Genomic DNA, 20545 nt, shown 5'->3' with positions numbered 1-20545 from the left:
ATGAATCCGGGAATGGTTTTCAGGCGTATCGGCTATTGTCTGACACGGAGTCATTTTCGGGAGCGCTTTCAAACGATTGTGCGATCTGGCGACTCTGTGACGGCCTCGCGGATTGTTCACGACCATCGCCGTTTTCCTGTTGCGAAAGATTTCCGCCATCCGGCTTTGATGACGAGAATATATTATCCTTCACGTCGATGCGGAGTGTCAGATCGTCACGCCCCTGGGACTTCAAAATGTCCTGGAGCACAGGACTATGCTGAGCAATAATATCCTTGGCAGCTTGATGCTCGGTCTGAATTTCAATGATCTCCCTCGATCCGCGGGTGGTGAAGATAATTTCCATCCGGCCAAGATTACGAGGATTAATCTCAAACTTTTTCGTTCCGCCGTTTGCTGACATTTCTGCGATTTCCGCACCAAGTCTTTCGGCAACCCGGGGTGAGGATATATCGAACGAAGCGGACTTCTGAGTGGTTTCGCGAGCCGCCAGTTGAGCGGAAGAATTGGCGAGCGGCAGTTGCTCCATCGATGTTTCAAAGCTCTTCACTGCCGACGACACATCCGGTTTGGCCGGATCAAAAAACTCGCCGTCGGTGACAGCCGGTTTCTGCAAACTGGTGGTGACTTGCACATTATCGCTTGCCGTTGACCGGAATTCCAACTTGCCTAGTTCTGAGCGCGCATCCTTTTGTTCTCCAGCCTTCGTAACAAAATGAACTGATGCTGCTGCCTGCTTGTTCAGCTCCAACTGGCTTGTCGGATTGTTGAACGGTTGACTATCGGTAAGATCTGCGTCTCCTGCGCTTTGCGCGCTATCAATCGGCGAGCCACCACCCGGAATGAGTTTTACCTGCGACGCCAGCATGTCTGCCGCGGGTTTCGCTGGGGTATGCCGGGGCTCCCCATCAACAGAAAAGGCGGTTGATCGAATGTTCTGCAGCGCATCTCTATTGAATGTGAGCGGCAATTTTTCTTCTGCAGTATCGGAATCGACTGGATCACTAATGGTTGGATCTTGTCCGCTTTTTGAGGACGTCCGATTCTGATCAAAGATCGTGCCACCCATGCTCTGATTGGCAAATGGCAGTACATTCGTCGCCTCCCAATGTTGGGCAGGAACGGCATCGAGATCCCCAACATCGACACTCTCGATATCGGAGATGTCAATTTCCGTTTTGTCAGCACCAGATTGAGGCTGTTCCTCTGGTGACAGCAAAAGTGATCCGAAATCAGTATTTGAAGGGTTGCTTTCCATACCTGCAGACCTTGCAGAAAACATGCCAATTATGGAGTGGGCAGCTTCGGACATGAGTTTACCAATCATCGTAGCGTTCCTCGCTTTTTATAATTATTTATATTATACAATAAGTTACTAGAAGAATCTGCTTGCCGGACATCCCTTTTGCGGAGCATTGAAACCTTCGATTTCAACAGTTTCTCGGTGCCATCGTGAATTGCCTGAGCGGCAAAATTTTGCCGCTCTGCGGCGGCAAGATTCTGCATCGCGGCTTGGACGGATATTTCGACCACATGCGAAGCCTCCAGCAAACGATCAGAAATTTCCATTTTGGCCGCAAGGGACCCTGCTGTTACCGCAGCCTCACTCTTGTGGGTCTCAGCATGAAGACTTTTTATTTTCCTCGCATTATCTTCCATTAACGCACAATGGCTGCCCGCTTGCATCAAGGCGCGCTCCTTCAGACGCTTTTGTGTATCACGGACCTTTAACACCCGTCGCAGCCCTCTGACCCGCTGCTTCATGATGCAAACAGACCGGAAAGCTGAGTCACGCTTGTCCGGAAGTCCACCAGTTCACGGGGTTTCTGCTTGATATAGTCGATCAGCATTGGCCAGCTCGCCAGGGCCTCATCTATATTGGGGTCATTGCCCGCTTGATATGCGCCCATCAAAACAAGGTCCCGATTTTCTTCGTAAATCGACCAAAGGCGCCTGAAATGAAGTTGTGCTTGCTGATGTTCGGGATCAATAATATCAACCGCAACGCGGCTAATTGACTTGCCGACATCAATCGCCGGAAAAACCCCCTGCTCTGCCAACGACCTTGATAATATGATGTGACCGTCAGCAATGGCGCGAGCACTATCAACGACCGGATCATCCAAGTCGTCGCCGTCGGCCAGCACGGTATAAATTGCGGTTATTGATCCCCCGGTATCGCTGTCGTTGCCGGCTCGTTCAATCAATCGCGGGATCAACGAGAGCGCGGATGGCGGATAGCCTTTCATCGTTGGAGGCTCGCCGGCGGCGAGACCTATTTCGCGCTGCGCATGAGCAACACGGGTAAGACTGTCGATCACCAGAACTACCGACAGGCCCTTCGACCGGAAATATTCCGCGACAGCCGTTGCGCGATATGCGGCTTTCAATCTTGATGATGGCGAGTGATCGGCCGGAACAGCAATCGTGACCGTGGGCACAGCGTCCTTAATTTCACGGCGGCGACTGACAAAATCGTTCACCTCTCGTCCGCGCTCGCCGATCAAGCCGACCACAACAACGTCAGCCACGACACCGTCCAGTATCTGGTTGATCAACATCGACTTGCCGACTCCCGAGCCGGCAATTATGGCCATTCGCTGTCCCTGCCCCATGGTAAGCAAACCATTTAGCGCTCGAATACCAATGTCGATCGGTTTCGAAACACTGGCGCGCCGAAGGACATTCCCTTCCTGCCCTGCCAATGGAACGGTTTCGGTCGTCAATATAGGACCTTTGCCGTCAATCGGTTCTCCCATGGGTCCGATTACCCTGCCAAAGAGGGCTTCACCGACCGCCGCTTGATTGGATTTCGCGTAGGGCAGCACACGACTTCCACTGCGCAACGGTGCGTCTTGCACCATCGGGATCATCAGCGTTCTGGAACCCTTGAAACCGACTACCTCGGCACTGATCTCTCGGCCATCGGTCGCGATCACACGACCCGAATAGCCGATCGGATATTCAAAGCCAGTGACCTCCAGCATGCCGTTATCATGCGCCGACAACTTGCCGACATATCGCGGTTCATTTCCAATATCATCAAGGCGCGCAAGCACGTCGCAGGCAGCCGACGGATATCCGGTTGTGTCCGGGTTCGAGACGGCAAGATCACTCATGGCCAGCCACCGATTTGACGCCGCTGAACTCGTCGATCAGCGTTCGCAGCTCATCCAGCACCACTGCCGAGCCTTTTTCAATCCAGCCACCAGAATGACTGAGTTTCAAATTACCCCGTTGCATGGCTTCGTCACTACGCAGGGCCAATTTGCACACGGTGGAATCAATCAGTTCGACGTCATCCGGATGGAGTACAAGCGTGACACCTTTTTGGTCCTGATCCACGAGCTCGGCCAATTGCATCGCCCAAGCTTGTAACAGGACCGGATCGGGAACTGCCAATTCCGAGCAACGTCTGAAGAGGGACTCCACCGCCGAAAGAATAAACGCAAAACTGTCAGGCGAAGACAAATCGTTCAAATGCTGGATAGCTGCTGCCAGTGCATCGCTGTCCCGGTTCGACGAAGCATGTTCATCCGCCAAAGCGGACTGACCGTCTTCCCATCCTTTCTTGTAGGCGACCCCAAATATATCAGCATCCTGATCGGCAGGAGGCTGCGTTTCCTCTGGCGCACTGCGTCCAACGAAGCTCTTAAAACAGTCGCTATCCCGAGCCTCTGCCTCTGGTTCCAGTCCGCAGGTCCAGGAAGCAAATTCTCGTTGCTCAGTGGTCATTCGCCACAGAGGGACTACGTCTTCATAGCCGAACGTACCTGCAGGATTGAGATCAGACATAATCAGCTCCGGCTCCGGCCATGTTTATTTCGCCGTTGTCGAGCATGACTTTGGCGACCGCAATAATGGCTTTTTGTGCGGCAATGACGGCGTCCATCGGTTGCGGTGGCGCTTCAGCCATATCGTCCTGAATGGTTTCCGCCGCCCGTTTTGACATAGCCCCAAAAATCTTGGCCTTGAGATCATTCGGAGCTCCTCGCAGTGCCGGAACCAGGATACTGGCATCAATTTTCCGGACAACAGAACCGATATCCTTTTTGTTCAAATTCATCAGATCCGCGAAGATGAACATCTCGTCCTCAATCAGTTTTGCGGTTATCTTGTCGCGCTTCATCAATTCCTTGAGCAATGACCGCCCCCGTTCTTTCGGGAGATTGTTGATGATCGTTGCACTGTCGAGCACACCTCCGACCTCCATCGGCGGAACAGTGTCTGCTTCACCAGGTGTCGTGTTCTCCAAAAGAGCCTGAATGTGAGCGAGCGCCTTGCCGCTGACCGGTCCGAGCGTCGCTACCCGATATATCAAATCTGCCTGAATCTCTGGCGGCAGCAATTCTATTGTTTCTGCGGCGACTTCCGGCGTTAGAAACGACATGAGCACCGCAGAGATCTGAGGCGGTTCGTTCGTTATCAGATGGGCAATATCCTTTGCCGGGATCCATTTTAGCATTTCAGCAATATTACTGGGTCGTTTGGGCGCGAAACGATTCATAATTGTCTCTGCGCGCGGCGTACCCAAAGCCTTACGAAAAACCCGGCTGACTTTTTCGTCGGACTTGTAGGACAACATTGTCTGGTTCATCGTCAGCAACAGGAAGCGATCCAGGGAACCATCAATTTGCGTCGCATCAACATTGGCAACGCTGAACATCGCTTCACCCAATGCCTCCACTTCATGAGGTTCGAGCCGCTCAAGTATCTGGGCAGCTTCCTCGTCGTTGAACAACAGCATCAATATCGCTGCGGTCTGGCGTCCGGTGATCAGCTCCAATTGCTTACCTTGTTCGGCGATTTCAACATCATCTTTTTCTGCGATATCAGCCATCTACTTCTTCCAGTTTATCGGATTCTTTGAGCAACTCCTTCACAACCAGAGCTGCGTGATCGGGGTTCTGTTTGACGAAATTCTGAGTCAAAACAGCACGTTCCTGATAGCTTTTGGCCGAAGTGATCATGTCTATGGTCACCGGCGGACCAAGCGCGCCTGCTGTTTGATTTTCGAGTGATCCGCCATCCTCGGTACCATCTTGATTGGAGCCGTCGGTGGTCACGCCATCACTGGTGAGAGCTTTTTGATTCTTGTCGGAACGCAGAGCTTTTTCAGATGTCTGCCAGCGTTTCAAAACCGGACGTCCGATGCCGAAAATAAGCAGCAGGGCGACCAACAACGCAGACAGATTACGTATCAACATGCTGAACCAGGAAGTTTCATACCAGGTTTCTGCGATCGGATCGTCGGCTACTGCTTTAAATCTACGCGCCGTCACCGCAATCTGGTCACCCCGGCCAAGACTATAGCCGACAGTGCCTTTGATGAGTTTTTCAATCTCCTGAATTTCCTTGGGAGATTTTTTGTTTTTTAGTGCACGGTCGTCGATTGCCACTGCAACGGACAATCGCGATACCTGCCCCGGCGCCTGATTGGTCACCGCCACTTCACGGGCAAGTTCAAAGTTTCGGCGATATTCTTCGCTGGTTCTCCGGGGTTCGGCTGCATTCGCACCTTCCTCCTCGGCCCCTCCGGGTTGTTCCGCAACCTCAGCAGCATCAGGGGGACGGTTAGCCAGTGCGCCTGGAATCCCGCCTGCGGCGTTTCCAGCAATTTCGTTCGACTTTTGTCCCTGTTCAGAACGCAATACCGAACCATCGAGCGGATAGGTTTCACTTGTCGCCTGCTTTTCGTCAAAATTTACATCAGCAGTGACCTCTGCAACGAAGTTTCCGGGACCCACCAGTGGTGTCAGCAAACTGGCCAAAGACTGGCGGTAGCGGTCTTCGATTGCCGCCTTCACTTTCAGTTGCGTATCGCTGCCGGAGGATAGGCCCTCGCTGTTGCTCGACAATAGCCGGCCGTTTTGATCGATCACGGATACGTTGGATGCTGAAAGCCCAGGCACGGAACTGGCAACCAGATTCAAAATTGCCTGCGTTTCTTTTTCATCAAGCCTGGTTGAACTCGCGAGATGCAATATTACGGAGGCGGAAGGTTCATTTCTGTCGCGCAGGAATATGCTGGGCTGTTCGACGGCTAAATGGACCCGTGCAGATACAACGCTATCGATGGCTTCGATCGAACGCGCTAAATCCATCTCACGGGCATTTCTTAGCTTTTCCGATTCAACCGCCCTGCTTGCGCCCATTGGCATACTGGACATAATAGTGTCACCGCTCGGCGCGGATCTTGGCAAGCCTTGGCCCGCCAGTTCAATTTTGGCCGAATGGTAGTCTTCTTTGCTAACCGTCAGTGTGCCGGTATCATCATCGACTTCATAGGCTATATTGGCGACCTGCAATGCTTGCATCACCGCGGACTTGTCATTGTCGGGCAGGCCGCGAAATAGATCACGCTGAGGTGGCTCACGAAGAACCAGCCACACTGTAATCGCCGCCAAAACGACAGCAGACATTATGATTAGCGGCATTGCCCGCGCGACAGCGGGCTGTTTGATAAATGCACTGAGCCAGCCCATCGGGCCGCTCGCATTTGCATAACTACCGATTGCCGGCTGCAGTGCATTGCGGCTCGCGGGTGTCAGCGCCTGACCGGTTGATGATTGCTCGGCCATCTATTATACCTGCATGTTCATTATGTCTTGGTAGGCCGACAATAATTTGTTACGAACTTGCAAAGTGGACTCAAATCCCAAGGATGCTTTATGCTTCGCAAGCATAACAGCCGCCACGTCATTGCTTTCACCCATCTGATAGGCCTTCGTTTCCTCATCTGCTGCTATTTGAAGTTTATTGACTTCTTGCAGCGCGTTAGTGAGTTGGGTCGAGAAGCTGTCCGAACCCGCCGTTTCTTTGGGAGCAGAGGTCTGCCCCGGTCCAGCCAGGCCGGCATTCTTGGCGATGTCCTGCAGCGCGTTGTTCTGGTTGAGGATGGCATTACGTGCGGCCATCAGGCTATTCATATTGACTGAAGACATTTTTTAGCTCCTCTCTATGCTGCCAGCGCGCGCATATCGGCCATCCGGTAACGCAAGGTGCGCTCCGAGATGCCAAGCTCTTTTGCGGCGTCACGGCGATTGCCGTTGGTTTTTTCCAATGTTTGATTAATTGCTTCATATTCGACATTTTTGGAAATCGAGTGCAAATCACGTCCGCGAATGAATCGCGAGGAATGACTGGCAGAAACATCATCCTGCTTCGGCGTTGCTGTTAACCGGGCGCCCGAAAAGACCAGATCGTCGGCCTTAATTCGATCACCGTCGCACATCACCAGAGCGCGTTGCAGAACATTGGACAGCTCGCGCACATTGCCCGGCCATTTATGTTCTTTCAGTCGCTCGACACAGCAGCGAGAAAGCGAAATGAACCTTTCGCTCCGCTTCTGAAAACCGATCATCATGAATGCAGCAATGGCAACAATATCGGCAGGCCTTTGAGCAAGAGGGAGAAGATCAACTGGCATGACGTTCAATCGCCAATATAGATCTTCACGGAATCGCCCTGCCCCGACTTCTTCTGCAAAGTCACGGTTGGCTGCGCAAAATACACGGACATCGATTTTTTCGTGGCGGGATGCGCCGACTGGAAGGATCTCGCCTTCCTGGAGCACACGAAGCAGTTTGGACTGACTTTCCAGCGGCATCTCGGTAATCTCGTCGAGGAATATCGTGCCGCCGTCAGCTTCCTTGAACAAGCCGACCGCGCTGTTATAGGCACCAGTGAAGGCACCCTTTTTATGCCCAAACAAGATGGACTCAATCATTGATTCTGTGATGGCCGCGCAGTTTACGGTTACAAACGGCTTGTTTGCCCGCTCGCTATTTTCGTGAATGAACCTAGCCATGCCTTCTTTGCCGGTACCGGTCTCGCCGGTGATCATGACGTTAGCATCGCTGCGCGCCACGCGAGCGGCATATTTATATAAAGCTATTGAATTGGGGTCTGCATAAGCCGGCCCCTTGCCACCGCGCATCGATTCAACAATGCAAGACAGACCAAATTCTCTGTCCGCATTGCCGAATTCGATGCGCAGTGGTTGGCTGAGGGTAGCCGGAACGAAGTGGAATGGTCCATCGCGGTAAACCACGACGGGATCTTTTGCTCCTTTGCATTCATCTTTGGATGCTTCGCGGGTTGTGCGGGGTGGTTGCTCAGCGGAGGATGAATGTAGCGGGTGCGAGTGAATTGTTTCAACACTCGCTAGCAAATCGACAAGTTCTGGAAACCTAGAGACCAGGCTAGGCTTCAGTTTATCGTTGATCATGGCCATTCCCTTACGTTGTTCACCGAGCATCGGATCTAATATCCCTGTGCTCGCCAACTACTTTGCAATGGCCGTGCCAGTTCGATGATCGGCAAGAATCTGCCGATTATTGCCGACAAAACTGTCGGAAATCCGTCATTTGTGTCGGAAAATGGACGGTTTTTCCATAGCTTGTCGGAAAGCCGACACCTTTTCGCTTAATTATATTTCGGGCCCGCCGTTAACTTCCTCGAGGCCGCTTCATCTGTCGAGGTGACCCGTTAGATGAAACGACTATTTGAACTGTGAAAAGGATAACACCATGACTGTAATCGGAACTAACGTAACCGCTATGCGCACCAGCTATGCTTCTAACCAAGCTGAAATGGGTCTCGCAAAATCTATCGAACGCCTTTCAACCGGCAGCCGCGTGAACTCAGCTGCTGACGATGCTGCTGGCTATTCGATCGCCACACGTATGACCTCGGAAGTACGTGGACTGAACATGGCCATTCGTAACTCGAACGACGGCATTTCGCTGGCGCAGACCGCTGAAGGCGGCATGAACGAAATCACCAGCATGATGCAGCGTATGCGTGAACTGTCTGTCCAGTCTGCCAACGGTACGCTTTCGACCGGCGACCGCGACAACCTTCAGACCGAAGTTACCGCTTTGATTGCACAGATCGGTGATGTTGCGTCGCGGACAACCTTCAACGATGTTGCATTGCTTGACGGAACCAACGCCACAATCAACATCCAGACCGGCAGCGACGCCAGTCAGACGGTGGCGGTCACTTTGACAGATGTCACGGCCGCAACTCTGGGTATTGACGCCCTGGACATCAGCACCGAAGCTGGCGCAACCACTGCACTGGGCCTTCTGGATACCGCTCTCGATACGGTCACCACCGCACAGGCTTCTTTGGGTGCCGACCAGAACCGTCTGCAAACCACAATTTCCAACCTGTCTGACCGTGTTGCGAACATCTCGGAATCGCGTTCGCGTATCATGGACGTCGACTTCTCTGCTGAAACAACCGAGCTGGCAAAAAACCAGATCCTGAGCCAAGCTTCGACGGCGATGTTGTCGCAGGCGAACCAGTCTCAGCAGTCTGTTCTCAGCCTGCTCCGGTAATATCAGACTCCACCGATACGAAAAAGCCTCTTCCCGGTTGGGAGGAGGCTTTTTTATTGGTCAGATCCAGCAATGACTTGTGGGTAAATGCCACAGAGAAAACTAGTTCATAGTCATGGCAACTTGAAGTTTCTCCAATGCCCGCTTTTTGATCTGGCATATGCGAACTGAAGATACATCAAGTATCTCCCCAATCTCATCAAGCTGCATCTCCTCCACAAAATAGCAATTGAGTATGAGTTGTTCACGTTCGTTTAGCTGCTTCAGATTTGCAGACAGCAGTTCCACCATCTGCGACTTTTCCAATTTTTCATGCTGATCGTCCTCTTGATCGGTGAACCAGCTACTGGAGTCGCAATAAACTTCGTCGAGTGAACCAAGATGGACATCGATCGCCCTGTCTGCATGTTTACGAAAATCGGAAGGATCCATATCCAGGCCCAGCGCCAGTTCGGACTCGTCGGGCTCCCGACCAAGTTCCTTCACCAGCTTGTCCCGACACCTGCGCACTTTCTTATGCCAATCAACCGAGGTTCTGCGCAAATTGCACGTTGATCTCAAATCATCAATCATTGCGCCGCGGACACGGACGTATAGATAGGTACTGAAACTATGCCCTTGATCGACATATTTCTTTGCCGCCTCGACCATTGCGACCAGTCCGACCTGAATCAGGTCTTCGATTTCCATCTGGTCGGGCGCAAACGATTTTACCTGCCATGCAATCTTTGTAACCAGCGACTGATTTTCTTCAATCAGCCGATTTTCGTCTATTCTCATCGCGCCGTAGGCTTGGGATGCGCGGCTCTTTGTTTTCAACATAGCGTACTTCCGATTGGTAGTTAGTTTTGATTTGCATCTGTGACAGCCATTGTGTGGCTGGACTGCGGAACCCCGATCTTGCTCAGCACTTCAATTGACTTGTCATCGGGCAATTCTTGATAGGAAAGAACCGTCAGGTCCGGGAACCGCTGTTTGAGCAAAGCGCCAAGCGGACGCCGCACGACCGGCGACGTGATAAGGGCCACGTTACGGGCTTCCAATGGCAAGCTGCGGGCAGCTTCATCCATGGCTTCAATTATCTTCTGAGCCAATTGCGGTTCGATAGGATAGCTAGCATCTTCGCCCACTTTCAACGCCTTAACGAGCAGGCTTTCCAGTTCTGCATCCAGCGTCACGACCGGAAGGGGCAAGCTGATAGGCACCATGGTTTGAACGATCAGATTGCCGATTTTCTGTCGTATAGTATCAACCATTTGTGCCGTATCAGTGTGCAGACTGGATGCTTCCAACATTGCCAGGCAAATTTTCTGAAAGTCCTTCACTGGTACTTTGTCGGCGAGAAGATCACGGCAAATTGCGGTAATCGTATATAGCGACAGAGGTTGCGGTGTGAGGCTGTCAACCAGTTGCGGCGATGATTCCTTGAGAAAATCGAGCAACTTCTGCGCTTCATCCATACCGAATAGCTGCGCTGCATTGCGCCGCACAACGTCATTGAGATGGGTCGCGATAACGGTAGGTGCATCTACGACTGTATAACCCTCGGCGATTGCCTGGGATTTTTTATCGGCGCTTATCCAAATGGCGTCCATTCCGAATGTGGGGTCCTTGCACGGCCGACCCTCGATTACCGAATCCACGTGACCGTCATCAAGCGCGATAAAATCATTCGGCCAAACAGTATCCTCGCCCAGGACCATTCCCCCCATCATGATCCGATAACCGTTGGGTTCCAGAGACAAATCGTCTTTGATCCGGACAAGCGGTATTACAAAACCCAGTTCTTTGGATATTTGACGACGGATACCGGTAATCCGTTTCATCAACGGCGCGCCCTTCCGGTCTTCCACCAGCGGAACAAGACCATACCCGATTTCGATTCCAAGACGCGCCTTTTCGGAGACATCTTCCCAATCTATCTGTTCCGGATGTTTTTCTACGACCGGTTCGGCGGTCACTTCCACAGGCTTCGGCTTGCGGATCAGATAAAAGGCAATTCCGCCTGCGACCGCTGCGGCCGAGAGGACGACAACGTGAGGCATCCCTGGTAATACACCGAGAATCGTAAGGATAACGGCGACGGGAACCCAGGCCGCTCCCGAACCGAATTGGCCGGTGATCTGATCTGCCAGATTCTGGGTCGATGAAACCCTCGTAACAATCGCTGCGGCGGCGATCGATAATATCAAGGCCGGAACCTGTGCAACCAACGCGTCACCGATTGCGAGCATCGAATATGTGCTCGCGGCTTCGCTAAAGGACAGCCCATGGGTCGTCAGACCCAGAACAATACCACCGATGATGTTCACAGCCAGGATCAAGATCCCGGCAACGGCGTCCCCTTTTACAAATTTCGACGCACCATCCATTGATCCGTAAAAATCAGCCTCGGTGGCGACTTCAGATCTCCGTGTCTTAGCTTCTTCCGGTGCGATGAGACCGGCGTTAAGATCAGCGTCGATCGCCATTTGCTTGCCGGGCAAGGCATCCAAGGTGAACCGTGCGGAAACTTCCGAAACCCTTCCGGCGCCTTTGGTAATGACGATCAGATTGATAATCATCACAATGGAAAACACAAAGATCCCGACCACATAGTTACCGCCGAGAAGCAATCCGCCAAAGGCTTCGATAATTTGCCCGGCGGAATCGCCACCCGCATGGCCCTCTACCAGCACCACTCGGGTTGATGCGACGTTCAGTCCCAATCGAAGAAGCGTCGCAAACAGCAGAACGGTTGGAAAGCTGGAAAAATCGAGCGGCTTGCGCGCGTTGAGCGCAACCATCAGAATGGCAAGCGAGATCATGATATTGGAGATGAAGCCGATATCCAGCATTATTGTCGGCAACGGCAGCAAGAAGAAGATGACCAGTAAAAGTGTAGCCATCGGCAGCAATCCAGATTTCAGATGGCCGGCAACTTTATCCAATGCGAAAATATTCTGTAACATGTTCATTTATAATCCAAGAGTGGCGAGCATCAGATAAGCTACCCGAGCCGATTCATCGAACGGCTTGGACTTGTCTGGGGAGCTCTGATCATTGATGTGGTTTTTGGCGATCCGGAGATAATCCGCTGGCTGGACCATCGGGAGCGGCTTTTGCGATTGCGGCAAGTTTTTTCCAGCAGCCGGAAAACTATTGCCGCCGCCTGCCATCATGGAAGCATCGTCAAGTTTTCTGGCGAACAGGTTGCGGATTTCCCGAAAGCTTCGCGGATCACCGGACTTATCATAGAATATAGACCGGTTCGATTGCGCGGCATTTGCAAAAGACGGCGCGGCTGGTGCGTCGGGACTGGCATCAAATGCATTCAGAAATTTACCGGCGCCGGCTGGTCCCAGGAAATGCGCGAGATACAGATCGACGGATTGCGGCTCGCGCCCGATACGATTTTCCAGATAATCGCTATTGTCCCGCGCGAATTCGCCCGCCAGATTCGCAGAAAGAGCCGGGTCGTTTCTCAACGCCAGAATGCTTGATTTCTGGTCTTTATCGGCGATGGTGAACTTGCCATTCCGGTTCTGGGAGATCGCATCTTGCGCCCAGCCGAGACCGTAATCGCCACCTTTCTGCTTAACGAGGCCAAGCCATGTCTGTTCGACAAACTGGTAAAGACCGGTCGCGGAGGAGGTATTGGCCTTGGCATCTGGACGCATCCCGCTTTCGAGCTGCGCCTGCGCCATCAGATATTTGAAATCAACGCCATTGCGTTGCGCGGATTGCGCAATCACATTCGGCAAACTGCGCCGTTCATAGCTTTGAGTGATGGATAGGTTTGACATGTTTTGCTCGAATTCTCCTGCCAAAGAGAGAAGCAATGATCATGCCAATATTTTGATTGCGGAACTTATTCCGAATTTATTTCACGATTTTCGCAGTCTAGCGACCGCCCGAGGCATTAGAGTAGGTATCTGCCTGATTTGCACGCCACCCGGACAAGAGTTGCAACCTCGATGAGCTATGGTCGCGCAGGAAACGCAGCCGGTAGATTGATGCCTGCATCAATTCGTCGACTTCTGACAGGATCGGTCGCAAAGAACGCTCAATGTCGGCCGATTCCAGCATACCCAGCTTCGCAACCGCATTGCCGAGCTCTTTGCTCGCTTGAAAAATAGCATCGCTATCATGTCCGTCTAATGCCGAGACCAGGGTATTCTGCGAATTTCGGAAAGACTCAACTATCTGGTTCATTTTTTTGAATCCACTCCGAGCACACCGGAATCAAGCATTTTTTCCGCCAGCGCATCGGTATCGACCTTATAAGTACCCGAAGCAATTTGCTGTTTTATGTCCGCAACCTTCTGGGCATCAAATGGTGGTTTCTCGGTCGCCAGCTGAGATGCTGTGGTCGAAATCGCACTGGACGCCTTTGTAATTCCGCTCTCGACGACTCCATTGCTGGCTTTTGCCGCAACGTCGTTCATCGCTGGCCGATCCAAACGCGTATTAATCGCCGAATAGCTATCAACAGGTTTCATATCATTCCATCCTTAGTGCGCCAGACTGGCAAATTTGCGTTATGCCGTATCCTGTCCGGCGGTGCTTATAACTTCTTTCATAACCATTTACGGCCTGTTGGGAAAAAATTAAGTTCTTCCGAAAAAAGTTTTCAATTGATCATTTCGACTTCACCCGGGCCTGAAATTCTCGCCATTAATTCCTTCGCCTTCCGGTCGGAGCGGACTGGAATATATTCTCCCATCGCCCCGCTTTTTTGCGCGATAACGCCATAACTTATACTAAAGTTTGAACGACGGATCACGAGAGTAACAGGCTGATTTCTTTGCACCAGCGGTTCGGCAGGAGCGTTGTCTTCCAGGCTATCCCGATGTCTGCCAAGGCGAAGGGGTACAAATATCCGCCAGCCAATATTCCGGCAACTAAGCTGCAATGCATTCCTGTTCGTCTCCGATATTTCGATAGCATTCGCACAGCGCTTGAGCTTGAGCTTGGAATCTATCGCAGCGTGAGCACCACCCACATCTCCCACTTCAGCGCCGAGATATGATGCAACCTGTCGATCAAGCGATGCTGTATCTTCAAAGGGCGAGCCGGCGCCCATCGACAAGATAGAAACGATTGGCAGTACGAAATGATAGTGGGACATGAAATTTGATCCTGTTCTCTAATCGTAGGAACCAAGCAGATATCGTGCCAGTTTCATTATAATTCCACGTTCGGTGGCATTCAATTTATATCCGGCGACAGAAAAGTCAGTTTTACCGTTTGTTTTTCACTAGGTTTGGAAACCAGTTTATCCGGTACTTTCAGCACTATCATCTTGCCGTTCTGGCCAGCCGCTTCAAAAGCATCTGCTATAGCAGCCGTTCGCGCAGACACTGTCTCCCATTGCCGCAGGCGCGATCTGCTTTGCCCTTCTGCCGCTGCAGCAACATCAATGATCAGCAATTGCTTCTGTTGAACCGTCAATATCTCGGCAATCTCAGTTTTGGCAAATTCCGTGAGCATCGCGTTACTATCACCAAAAAAGTCCGATGCAGTATAGCTATAGGACCCCAACGTCACAGCGGGTTGTACGTTTGCTTTCGCCATTTTCCTTTGGGTCTCCGCATCAGCAATATTTACAAAATGCGTATAGGCAAACGCGCTGAGCAACATCAGCGCGAGATCGAGGAACGATAGAGTGGTGCGCCCGGCGTTCATCGGTCATGCATTTTTCATGATTGGATTGGCTGGTACGAAATGGACTGGGCTGACAGGCTCCAGTTCCCGGATTGCTATATTGATCATATGCTGAACAACCTTTGATCGATATGCGTTCAGCACCTCAGCTCTGGAATGCAGGCGGATATAGATCGGAAAGGCAACTATATGGGAAATGAAGAGACCATATAGACTGGTGAGCAACGTGAAGCTCATGGCTGGGCCCATTTTCAATGGATCAATCCCGGTAGCGAAAAGCTGGATGAGGCCAGTAATTGTTCCGATGAGACCGATTGCCGGGGCTATCTCCGCTGCCGAAAACCAATAGCTAGCGGACATATTTTGTTTGGTTTCGGCAGTATGCTCTTCGAGCCGAACCCATTCCTCAAAACTTTTTGAATCCTTTGCATCAGCCAGATAGCCGAGAATGCGGACGATAAACGCATCTTGGCTACGTACGGTTTCCAAACCAGAAAGCCCCTGTTCGCGTAGAGTAAAATCAATTCTCCGACACATATAGGTTGCGTTTTCGCCACTAGCCTCAAACGGATTTCTACTGCTGTTGCCGAGTGCCGCGAATGCCCGCACAATAGAGTGACGGCCAGTTTGAACCCACGCCATAATCAGAACGCAGCTCAATACCACGCCGAATAACATTGGATCGAAAAACCGCCAGATGTTCGTCATTAGAATGTCCATTGATCCCAATCCTGATTTGAGCGGCAAAAATTTGCCGGTCAGCGGCAGGGTTTTGCCGCTTTGACAAAACCCTGGATGAAATACCCCAAAACATCGGCTGCGAGCTCGGTTAAACCGACATTTACAGAACGATCTAGATAAACTGGCACACCCTTTGCATAGTCATGTTCGAGTACTCCAATAGCGGTGTATCTCAAGAACTAGAACGGTCATCGGACCGGAGAGTTAATACGGGATTAGAAACAATGCCTAGTTTGGATCAGATATTTGCATTGAACGGCGACGCGTTACAGCTTCGCTCGCAACGCCTAAATATGCTGGCATCAAATATCGCGAATGCTTCGACCCCCGGGTATAAAGCGAAGGACCTCGATTTTGATCTAGCCATGAAGCAAGCTCAAGATGGCGGATCGCTCAATCAGGCAATGAGTGACCACACCGGTTACCGGGTGCCCCTGCAACCATCACTGGATGGAAACACGGTGGAGCTTTCCGTCGAACAGACACTCTTTGCCGAAAATGCCATTCAGTATCGCACGACCCTGTCCTTCATGCAGGCGCAAGTGTCTGCGATCCGCCGCGCCTTGAAAGGAGAATGATCATGGGTAGTATGAGTGTATTTGATGTCGCTAGCAGAGCGATGTCGGCCCAGATGGTCCGGTTAAACACCACCGCGTCCAATCTGGCCAATGCCCGGACGGACTATGCCAGCGAAGACGAAGCATTTCGTGCCATGCGTCCGGTATTCCGTTCAGTGGTCGAAGACAATCTCGCTACGGTGGACGTCGAACGCATCGTCAAAACTGATGCCGCGCCACAGAAACGTCATGATCCGACAAATCCTCTTGCGGACAAAGAAGGTTATGTCTGGGAGGCTGCTGTTGATGAAACTGCTGAGCTGATCGACATGCTCGAAACCGCCAGAAATTACCAAAATAACGTGCAGGTTTTGCAAACTGCCAAGACTTTAATTCTAGAAACAGTGAGGAATCAATAATGGCCGCTTTATCAGACGTTCTACAGACACCGAAAACAAATCTTGCTGGCCTTTCACAGGCGCAACCGGAAAATGCCACGGGTGATAATACACTGGACCAGGATTCCTTTCTTCGCTTGATGACAACCCAACTGAAATTTCAGGACCCATTTGATCCGCTCGACAACCAGGCAATGGTTGCCCAACTAGCCCAGTTTTCGAGCGTTGCTGGCATTTCCGAAATGAAACAGTCTTTGTCGGACATTGCTTCCATTTTGGGAAACAATCAGCTTTCTGATGCAAAAGAATGGATTGGCCATTCGGTTCTGGTGCCCGGGAACATTTCGGTGGCAGACAAAAATGGCCAATATTCCGGCGAGTTCGAACTCACCAGCGCCACCGACAATCTTTCGATTGATCTACTCAACGAAGCCGGCGAAATCGTAATGTTTGCAGAGCTTGGGCGGCAAGAGGCCGGTCCAGTAGAATTTAGTTTCGACAGCAAAGACGACGCCGGACAACCGCTTGACCAAGGACGCTTACGGGTTCGCGTCAACGGCGGGCCTGCCTCCAATTTGGCAACATGGGTACCGGTAGCGTCGGTAAAAACATCGGAAAGCAATGGGCCCCCTATTCTTGTCACGCCCATCGGTAATGTTTTCCCGTCCGAGGCGCTCAAAATCGGATAATTTCTAGCACCCAGCATCTAATTCAGCACAGGAGAAAATAATATGTCCTTCTTTACCTCACTAAGCGGCCTGAAAGCGGCCCAGACTGATTTGAACGTAATTTCAAACAACGTTGCAAATACAAATTCGACGGGGTTCAAGAAAAGCCGCGCGCTATTTGGAGACCTTTTCACAGCCTCTCCAACCCAGGCGACCAGCTCTATTGCCGGTCAAGGCGTGCGTCTCAATGGCATAACGCAACAATTTACACAGGGTACAATGCAGCCGACCGACAAAACACTGGACTTGGCGATTGCTGGCGACGGATTTTTTGCGGTGAAAAGCCAACCACCCGGTGATGCATTGACTTTTTCCCGGAACGGCGCGTTCACCGTGAATGATGATCGCGAAGTGGTCGACACTATTGGTTCAAAAGCCCAGTTGCTGCCAGTTGATGCAAATGGCGTGGCGACATCTACCAACGCTGCCGACATGTTCGACTTCGTAGTACCGGAGTTCGACCCTCTCGACCCAGCAGCCCTACTTACAAACATAGCAATCAACAATGAAGGCGTTGTCTCTGCGACATTCTCGAATGGTAACCAGATGAATATCGGTGCCCTCGCGATGGCAAGTTTTTCAGCCTTGGAAAGCCTTCGGCCCATGGGCGATGCACATTGGCAATCGACTGGTGATTCCGGCCCGCCACAAATCAACCAAGCCGGGAGCGGTCCACTCGGACAAGTCCGGTCCGGCTATCTGGAACTTGCGAACGTCGACATTACAGAAGAGCTTGTCTCCCTGATTGCTGCACAGCGAAATTTCCAGGCCAATGCGCAGGCGATTGAAACATCCAGTACGCTCACGCAGACGATCATGAACCTTCAGATCTAGATATTGATCAGTTGAAGGAATAGAACATGGATAAGCTCGCATATACCGCCGTCAACGCGATGAAATCGCTGATGAACCGGCAAACTGCCATTGCCAATAATATGGCCAACTCGGACACAGTCGGCTTCAAAGCCGACATGGTCTCGGCAAAGGCCCAATATTTGACTGGTCCAGGCCACGACAGCCGGGCGATGGCTGTTGAACGGGATATGCAAGCGGATATGAACGGGGGGGCGATCACTCAAACCGATCGCCCACTCGACATTGCCTTCGAGGGCGATGCTATGCTCGCGGTTCAGTCCGTGGACGGCAAAGAAGCCTATACAAGACGCGGCGACCTCCAAATCGGTCCGTCAGGAGCAATGCTCACTGGCGACGGTTTCCCGGTTTTGGGTGAAAGCGGTCCGGTAACATTACCACCCGCAGATCGCGTTGACATTGGTGCGGATGGCACAATTTCCTATGTGCCGCTGGGCGGCGATCCAACCTTGCCGCAACAGCTTGGCAAGTTAAAACTCGTCAGCGCGACCGGCAGCCAGATGTCGAAGGGTTCAGATACGTTATTTCACGTCGCCGATAATGGCACGTTGCCAGTTGATGAAAATGCCAAAGTCATTTCCGGTGCTCTGGAACAGTCAAACGTCAATATGACCAGCGCTCTCGTAGACATGATCGAAACCAGCCGTGCATGGGAAACCCAGGCACGGTTACTCAAAATGACAGAGGAACTTGATGAAAGCGGCGCGGGCATAATGTCCTTACCGCAAGGATAATCCCATGCAGGAGAAGATAAGATGAGTAACGCTGCCCTACAAGTTGCGCGCACCGGACTTGATGCGCAGAACACCAAAATGCGCGTGATCGCCAACAACCTAGCGAATGTAAACACCACCGGCTTCAAAAGAGATCGAGCCGATTTCGAAACGCTTGCCTATCAGAATATAGTCACGCCAGGAGCACCTTCGGACGCACAGAACCGATTTGCCAGCGGCGTACAATTGGGCACGGGGGTCAGGCTTGCCGGCATAGGCAAGATCGCCACTCAAGGTACGCTGCAGACTACAGAAAATGCCATGGATCTGGCAATCGAAGGATCCGGCTATTTCCAGGTCGAAAGGCCGGACGGCTCGACGGGCTATACCAGAGCTGGCAATTTCAGCCTGACCGCAGAAGGCAATATGGTCACAAGCGATGGTTTGCCTCTGATACCCGCGATCCAGGTTCCACAAGGCGCGACGGCAGTGACCATTGGTAACAATGGTGTGGTCTCGGCTTCTTTGGACGGCCAAAGTGAACCAAGCGAACTCGGACAGATTGAGCTGGCTAATTTTACCAACCCGTCCGGGCTCCTTTCGGTTGGCAATAATATCCTAACCGAAACAGCGGCAAGCGGCGCACCCCAAGTGGGCCCAGGTGGACAGGAAGGACTTGGCAATATCCGCCAAGGTGCTCTCGAAGGGTCCAACGTCAATATTGTCGAAGAGCTGGTCAACATGATCGAGACACAACGCGCTTATGAGGTCAATTCCAAAATGATCTCTGCGACCGACGAAATGTTGCAGTTCGTGAACCAGCAAATCTAATTTCAGTGCAAGAAAGAAGCGTATCCATCATGACATATAATCCGTTTTCAAAACGAAGCTTGCTGATCGGTGTGACGCCATTTCTGCTGGTCAGTTGCATGGGCTCAAATTCGGGAATCTCAACGCAAGACTTTGCTCCCGTCGTAGCTACTCCGCAGCAGGAACCTGTCGCTGCAAACGGCGCGATCTTTCAGGTGACTTCCGGCTATTCCGCCCTGACAAGTGGAACAAGGGCAAGCCGGAAAGGTGACATAATCAGCATATTGCTTGTCGAACAAACACGCGCTTCAAAATCCAACAGCGCGTCCAAGGATCGTGATGGCGGCTTTTCCCTAGCCCCACCGACAACTGGCCTCTTCTCGCTATTTTCACCCAGTGATGTGGCAACAAGCGGCAGCCAGAATTTTTCCGGTAGCGGCAGCGCCGGTCAATCGAACAGCCTGCAAGGCCAGATCAGCGTGACGGTTGCGGAAAGCTATCCGAACGGAACAATGCTGGTCCGAGGTCAAAAGCTCACATCGCTGAACCGCGGCGAAGAACATACCCAATTTAGCGGACTTATCCGGGCCATTGACGTGTCCTCTGACAATACCATCCCATCGACAAAAGTCGCCGATGCCAAGATCGTCTACGGCGGTACCGGAGAAATTGCATCCGCAAGCAAACAGGGCTGGCTGCAGAAATTCTTCTCGTTCGTATCTCCATTTTAGC

General features: G+C 51.8%; 24 protein-coding genes. 8 read left to right on the top strand and 16 right to left on the bottom strand.

Annotated elements, in window-relative coordinates:
• Positions 1 to 19: 19 nt before the first annotated feature.
• From AACZ86_RS09035 to AACZ86_RS09000, 8 genes are all read right to left on the bottom strand, one after another.
• Positions 20 to 1327: a flagellar hook-length control protein FliK gene (locus AACZ86_RS09035; RefSeq protein ID WP_339691596.1), complete on the bottom strand. Its 1308-nt coding sequence runs from the start codon at positions 1325 to 1327 to the stop codon at positions 20 to 22.
• On the bottom strand, positions 1324 to 1689 hold the full coding sequence (locus AACZ86_RS09030; protein ID WP_339691594.1) for a hypothetical protein: 366 nt from the start codon (positions 1687 to 1689) through the stop codon (positions 1324 to 1326). Before AACZ86_RS09030 ends, AACZ86_RS09035 begins: the two co-directional genes overlap by 4 nt.
• Positions 1690 to 1760: 71 nt before the next feature.
• Positions 1761 to 3119 carry a FliI/YscN family ATPase gene (locus AACZ86_RS09025; protein WP_339691592.1) on the bottom strand — a complete coding sequence of 453 codons (1359 nt, stop codon included), beginning with the start codon at positions 3117 to 3119 and terminating at the stop codon, positions 1761 to 1763.
• Positions 3112 to 3795, bottom strand: coding sequence for a hypothetical protein (locus tag AACZ86_RS09020; protein WP_339691590.1), 684 nt, complete (start codon positions 3793 to 3795; stop codon positions 3112 to 3114). The genes AACZ86_RS09025 and AACZ86_RS09020 overlap by 8 nt, the downstream gene beginning before the upstream one ends.
• Complete coding sequence (locus tag AACZ86_RS09015) at positions 3788 to 4840, bottom strand: FliG C-terminal domain-containing protein (protein WP_339691588.1); 1053 nt, start codon at positions 4838 to 4840, stop codon at positions 3788 to 3790. The genes AACZ86_RS09020 and AACZ86_RS09015 overlap by 8 nt, the downstream gene beginning before the upstream one ends.
• On the bottom strand, positions 4833 to 6581 hold the full coding sequence (fliF, locus tag AACZ86_RS09010) for a flagellar basal-body MS-ring/collar protein FliF (RefSeq protein ID WP_339691586.1): 1749 nt from the start codon (positions 6579 to 6581) through the stop codon (positions 4833 to 4835). The genes AACZ86_RS09015 and fliF overlap by 8 nt, the downstream gene beginning before the upstream one ends.
• A gap of 3 nt (positions 6582 to 6584) precedes the next feature.
• The gene (gene fliE / locus AACZ86_RS09005) at positions 6585 to 6944 is read right to left on the bottom strand and encodes a flagellar hook-basal body complex protein FliE (protein ID WP_339691584.1); all 360 of its coding nucleotides are present in this window, start codon (positions 6942 to 6944) and stop codon (positions 6585 to 6587) included.
• Between the two features lie 14 nt (positions 6945 to 6958).
• Positions 6959 to 8260, bottom strand: coding sequence for a sigma-54 dependent transcriptional regulator (locus AACZ86_RS09000; RefSeq protein ID WP_339691582.1), 1302 nt, complete (start codon positions 8258 to 8260; stop codon positions 6959 to 6961).
• A gap of 271 nt (positions 8261 to 8531) precedes the next feature.
• Between AACZ86_RS09000 and AACZ86_RS08995 the strand changes: the two genes are divergently transcribed.
• Positions 8532 to 9347 (top strand): flagellin, encoded by an 816-nt coding sequence (locus tag AACZ86_RS08995; RefSeq protein WP_339691579.1) that lies wholly within the window; start codon positions 8532 to 8534, stop codon positions 9345 to 9347.
• Positions 9348 to 9449: 102 nt separating this feature from the next.
• Here the strand turns inward: AACZ86_RS08995 and AACZ86_RS08990 are convergent, their stop codons facing one another.
• The 8 genes from AACZ86_RS08990 to AACZ86_RS08955 form a co-directional block, all read right to left on the bottom strand.
• Entirely contained in the window at positions 9450 to 10169 is a 720-nt protein-coding gene (locus AACZ86_RS08990; RefSeq protein ID WP_339691577.1) for a sigma-70 family RNA polymerase sigma factor, read from the bottom strand.
• A gap of 20 nt (positions 10170 to 10189) precedes the next feature.
• Entirely contained in the window at positions 10190 to 12235 is a 2046-nt protein-coding gene (gene flhA, locus AACZ86_RS08985; RefSeq protein ID WP_339691575.1) for a flagellar biosynthesis protein FlhA, read from the bottom strand.
• A gap of 69 nt (positions 12236 to 12304) precedes the next feature.
• Complete coding sequence (locus tag AACZ86_RS08980; protein ID WP_339691574.1) at positions 12305 to 13132, bottom strand: transglycosylase SLT domain-containing protein; 828 nt, start codon at positions 13130 to 13132, stop codon at positions 12305 to 12307.
• A 97-nt stretch (positions 13133 to 13229) separates the two neighbouring features.
• Positions 13230 to 13541 (bottom strand): hypothetical protein, encoded by a 312-nt coding sequence (locus AACZ86_RS08975; RefSeq protein WP_339691572.1) that lies wholly within the window; start codon positions 13539 to 13541, stop codon positions 13230 to 13232.
• Positions 13538 to 13828: a flagellar biosynthesis anti-sigma factor FlgM gene (gene flgM, locus AACZ86_RS08970; protein ID WP_339691570.1), complete on the bottom strand. Its 291-nt coding sequence runs from the start codon at positions 13826 to 13828 to the stop codon at positions 13538 to 13540. Before flgM ends, AACZ86_RS08975 begins: the two co-directional genes overlap by 4 nt.
• Positions 13829 to 13959: 131 nt before the next feature.
• On the bottom strand, positions 13960 to 14457 hold the full coding sequence (locus AACZ86_RS08965; RefSeq protein ID WP_339691568.1) for a flagella basal body P-ring formation protein FlgA: 498 nt from the start codon (positions 14455 to 14457) through the stop codon (positions 13960 to 13962).
• Between the two features lie 80 nt (positions 14458 to 14537).
• On the bottom strand, positions 14538 to 15014 hold the full coding sequence (locus AACZ86_RS08960) for a hypothetical protein (protein ID WP_339691566.1): 477 nt from the start codon (positions 15012 to 15014) through the stop codon (positions 14538 to 14540).
• A gap of 3 nt (positions 15015 to 15017) precedes the next feature.
• Positions 15018 to 15701 carry a MotA/TolQ/ExbB proton channel family protein gene (locus AACZ86_RS08955; RefSeq protein WP_339691564.1) on the bottom strand — a complete coding sequence of 228 codons (684 nt, stop codon included), beginning with the start codon at positions 15699 to 15701 and terminating at the stop codon, positions 15018 to 15020.
• A 257-nt stretch (positions 15702 to 15958) separates the two neighbouring features.
• Between AACZ86_RS08955 and flgB the strand changes: the two genes are divergently transcribed.
• From flgB to AACZ86_RS08920, 7 genes are read left to right on the top strand one after another with little or no spacing between them, the layout of a single operon-like run.
• Positions 15959 to 16312 (top strand): flagellar basal body rod protein FlgB, encoded by a 354-nt coding sequence (gene flgB / locus AACZ86_RS08950; RefSeq protein ID WP_339691561.1) that lies wholly within the window; start codon positions 15959 to 15961, stop codon positions 16310 to 16312.
• An 11-nt stretch (positions 16313 to 16323) separates the two neighbouring features.
• A complete protein-coding gene (gene flgC, locus AACZ86_RS08945) occupies positions 16324 to 16710 on the top strand; it encodes a flagellar basal body rod protein FlgC (protein ID WP_339691760.1) in 387 nt (128 codons plus the stop codon).
• The gene (locus tag AACZ86_RS08940; RefSeq protein WP_339691559.1) at positions 16710 to 17378 is read left to right on the top strand and encodes a flagellar hook capping FlgD N-terminal domain-containing protein; all 669 of its coding nucleotides are present in this window, start codon (positions 16710 to 16712) and stop codon (positions 17376 to 17378) included. The genes flgC and AACZ86_RS08940 overlap by 1 nt, the downstream gene beginning before the upstream one ends.
• Positions 17379 to 17420: 42 nt before the next feature.
• On the top strand, positions 17421 to 18251 hold the full coding sequence (locus AACZ86_RS08935; RefSeq protein WP_339691557.1) for a flagellar hook basal-body protein: 831 nt from the start codon (positions 17421 to 17423) through the stop codon (positions 18249 to 18251).
• A 26-nt stretch (positions 18252 to 18277) separates the two neighbouring features.
• Positions 18278 to 19024 (top strand): flagellar basal body rod protein FlgF, encoded by a 747-nt coding sequence (flgF, locus tag AACZ86_RS08930; RefSeq protein ID WP_339691555.1) that lies wholly within the window; start codon positions 18278 to 18280, stop codon positions 19022 to 19024.
• A gap of 21 nt (positions 19025 to 19045) precedes the next feature.
• Entirely contained in the window at positions 19046 to 19834 is a 789-nt protein-coding gene (gene flgG, locus AACZ86_RS08925) for a flagellar basal-body rod protein FlgG (protein WP_339691553.1), read from the top strand.
• Between the two features lie 29 nt (positions 19835 to 19863).
• Positions 19864 to 20544 (top strand): flagellar basal body L-ring protein FlgH, encoded by a 681-nt coding sequence (locus AACZ86_RS08920; RefSeq protein WP_339691551.1) that lies wholly within the window; start codon positions 19864 to 19866, stop codon positions 20542 to 20544.
• Position 20545 lies beyond the last annotated feature (1 nt).

Source organism: uncultured Parasphingorhabdus sp. (genome assembly GCF_963975735.1).
Lineage (GTDB): Bacteria > Pseudomonadota > Alphaproteobacteria > Sphingomonadales > Sphingomonadaceae > Parasphingorhabdus.
This window is presented reverse-complemented; position numbering and strand designations above follow the sequence as displayed.

What these genes read in the sequence shown, in the direction of transcription:
- flgC (WP_339691760.1), top strand. Translation starts at nt 16,324, where the DNA reads ATGAGTGTATTTGATGTCGCTAGCAGAGCGATGTCGGCCCAGATGGTC.
- AACZ86_RS08975 (WP_339691572.1), bottom strand. Translation starts at nt 13,541, where the DNA reads ATGAACCAGATAGTTGAGTCTTTCCGAAATTCGCAGAATACCCTGGTC.
- AACZ86_RS08965 (WP_339691568.1), bottom strand. Translation starts at nt 14,457, where the DNA reads ATGTCCCACTATCATTTCGTACTGCCAATCGTTTCTATCTTGTCGATG.
- fliE (WP_339691584.1), bottom strand. Translation starts at nt 6,944, where the DNA reads ATGTCTTCAGTCAATATGAATAGCCTGATGGCCGCACGTAATGCCATC.
- flhA (WP_339691575.1), bottom strand. Translation starts at nt 12,235, where the DNA reads ATGGCTACACTTTTACTGGTCATCTTCTTCTTGCTGCCGTTGCCGACA.
- flgB (WP_339691561.1), top strand. Translation starts at nt 15,959, where the DNA reads ATGCCTAGTTTGGATCAGATATTTGCATTGAACGGCGACGCGTTACAG.
- fliF (WP_339691586.1), bottom strand. Translation starts at nt 6,581, where the DNA reads ATGGCCGAGCAATCATCAACCGGTCAGGCGCTGACACCCGCGAGCCGC.
- flgG (WP_339691553.1), top strand. Translation starts at nt 19,046, where the DNA reads ATGAGTAACGCTGCCCTACAAGTTGCGCGCACCGGACTTGATGCGCAG.
- AACZ86_RS09035 (WP_339691596.1), bottom strand. Translation starts at nt 1,327, where the DNA reads ATGATTGGTAAACTCATGTCCGAAGCTGCCCACTCCATAATTGGCATG.
- AACZ86_RS08960 (WP_339691566.1), bottom strand. Translation starts at nt 15,014, where the DNA reads ATGAACGCCGGGCGCACCACTCTATCGTTCCTCGATCTCGCGCTGATG.
- flgM (WP_339691570.1), bottom strand. Translation starts at nt 13,828, where the DNA reads ATGAAACCTGTTGATAGCTATTCGGCGATTAATACGCGTTTGGATCGG.
- AACZ86_RS08935 (WP_339691557.1), top strand. Translation starts at nt 17,421, where the DNA reads ATGTCCTTCTTTACCTCACTAAGCGGCCTGAAAGCGGCCCAGACTGAT.
- AACZ86_RS08920 (WP_339691551.1), top strand. Translation starts at nt 19,864, where the DNA reads ATGACATATAATCCGTTTTCAAAACGAAGCTTGCTGATCGGTGTGACG.
- AACZ86_RS08990 (WP_339691577.1), bottom strand. Translation starts at nt 10,169, where the DNA reads ATGTTGAAAACAAAGAGCCGCGCATCCCAAGCCTACGGCGCGATGAGA.
- flgF (WP_339691555.1), top strand. Translation starts at nt 18,278, where the DNA reads ATGGATAAGCTCGCATATACCGCCGTCAACGCGATGAAATCGCTGATG.
- AACZ86_RS09020 (WP_339691590.1), bottom strand. Translation starts at nt 3,795, where the DNA reads ATGTCTGATCTCAATCCTGCAGGTACGTTCGGCTATGAAGACGTAGTC.
- AACZ86_RS09015 (WP_339691588.1), bottom strand. Translation starts at nt 4,840, where the DNA reads ATGGCTGATATCGCAGAAAAAGATGATGTTGAAATCGCCGAACAAGGT.
- AACZ86_RS08955 (WP_339691564.1), bottom strand. Translation starts at nt 15,701, where the DNA reads ATGACGAACATCTGGCGGTTTTTCGATCCAATGTTATTCGGCGTGGTA.
- AACZ86_RS09025 (WP_339691592.1), bottom strand. Translation starts at nt 3,119, where the DNA reads ATGAGTGATCTTGCCGTCTCGAACCCGGACACAACCGGATATCCGTCG.
- AACZ86_RS08940 (WP_339691559.1), top strand. Translation starts at nt 16,710, where the DNA reads ATGGCCGCTTTATCAGACGTTCTACAGACACCGAAAACAAATCTTGCT.
- AACZ86_RS09000 (WP_339691582.1), bottom strand. Translation starts at nt 8,260, where the DNA reads ATGCTCGGTGAACAACGTAAGGGAATGGCCATGATCAACGATAAACTG.
- AACZ86_RS08995 (WP_339691579.1), top strand. Translation starts at nt 8,532, where the DNA reads ATGACTGTAATCGGAACTAACGTAACCGCTATGCGCACCAGCTATGCT.
- AACZ86_RS08980 (WP_339691574.1), bottom strand. Translation starts at nt 13,132, where the DNA reads ATGTCAAACCTATCCATCACTCAAAGCTATGAACGGCGCAGTTTGCCG.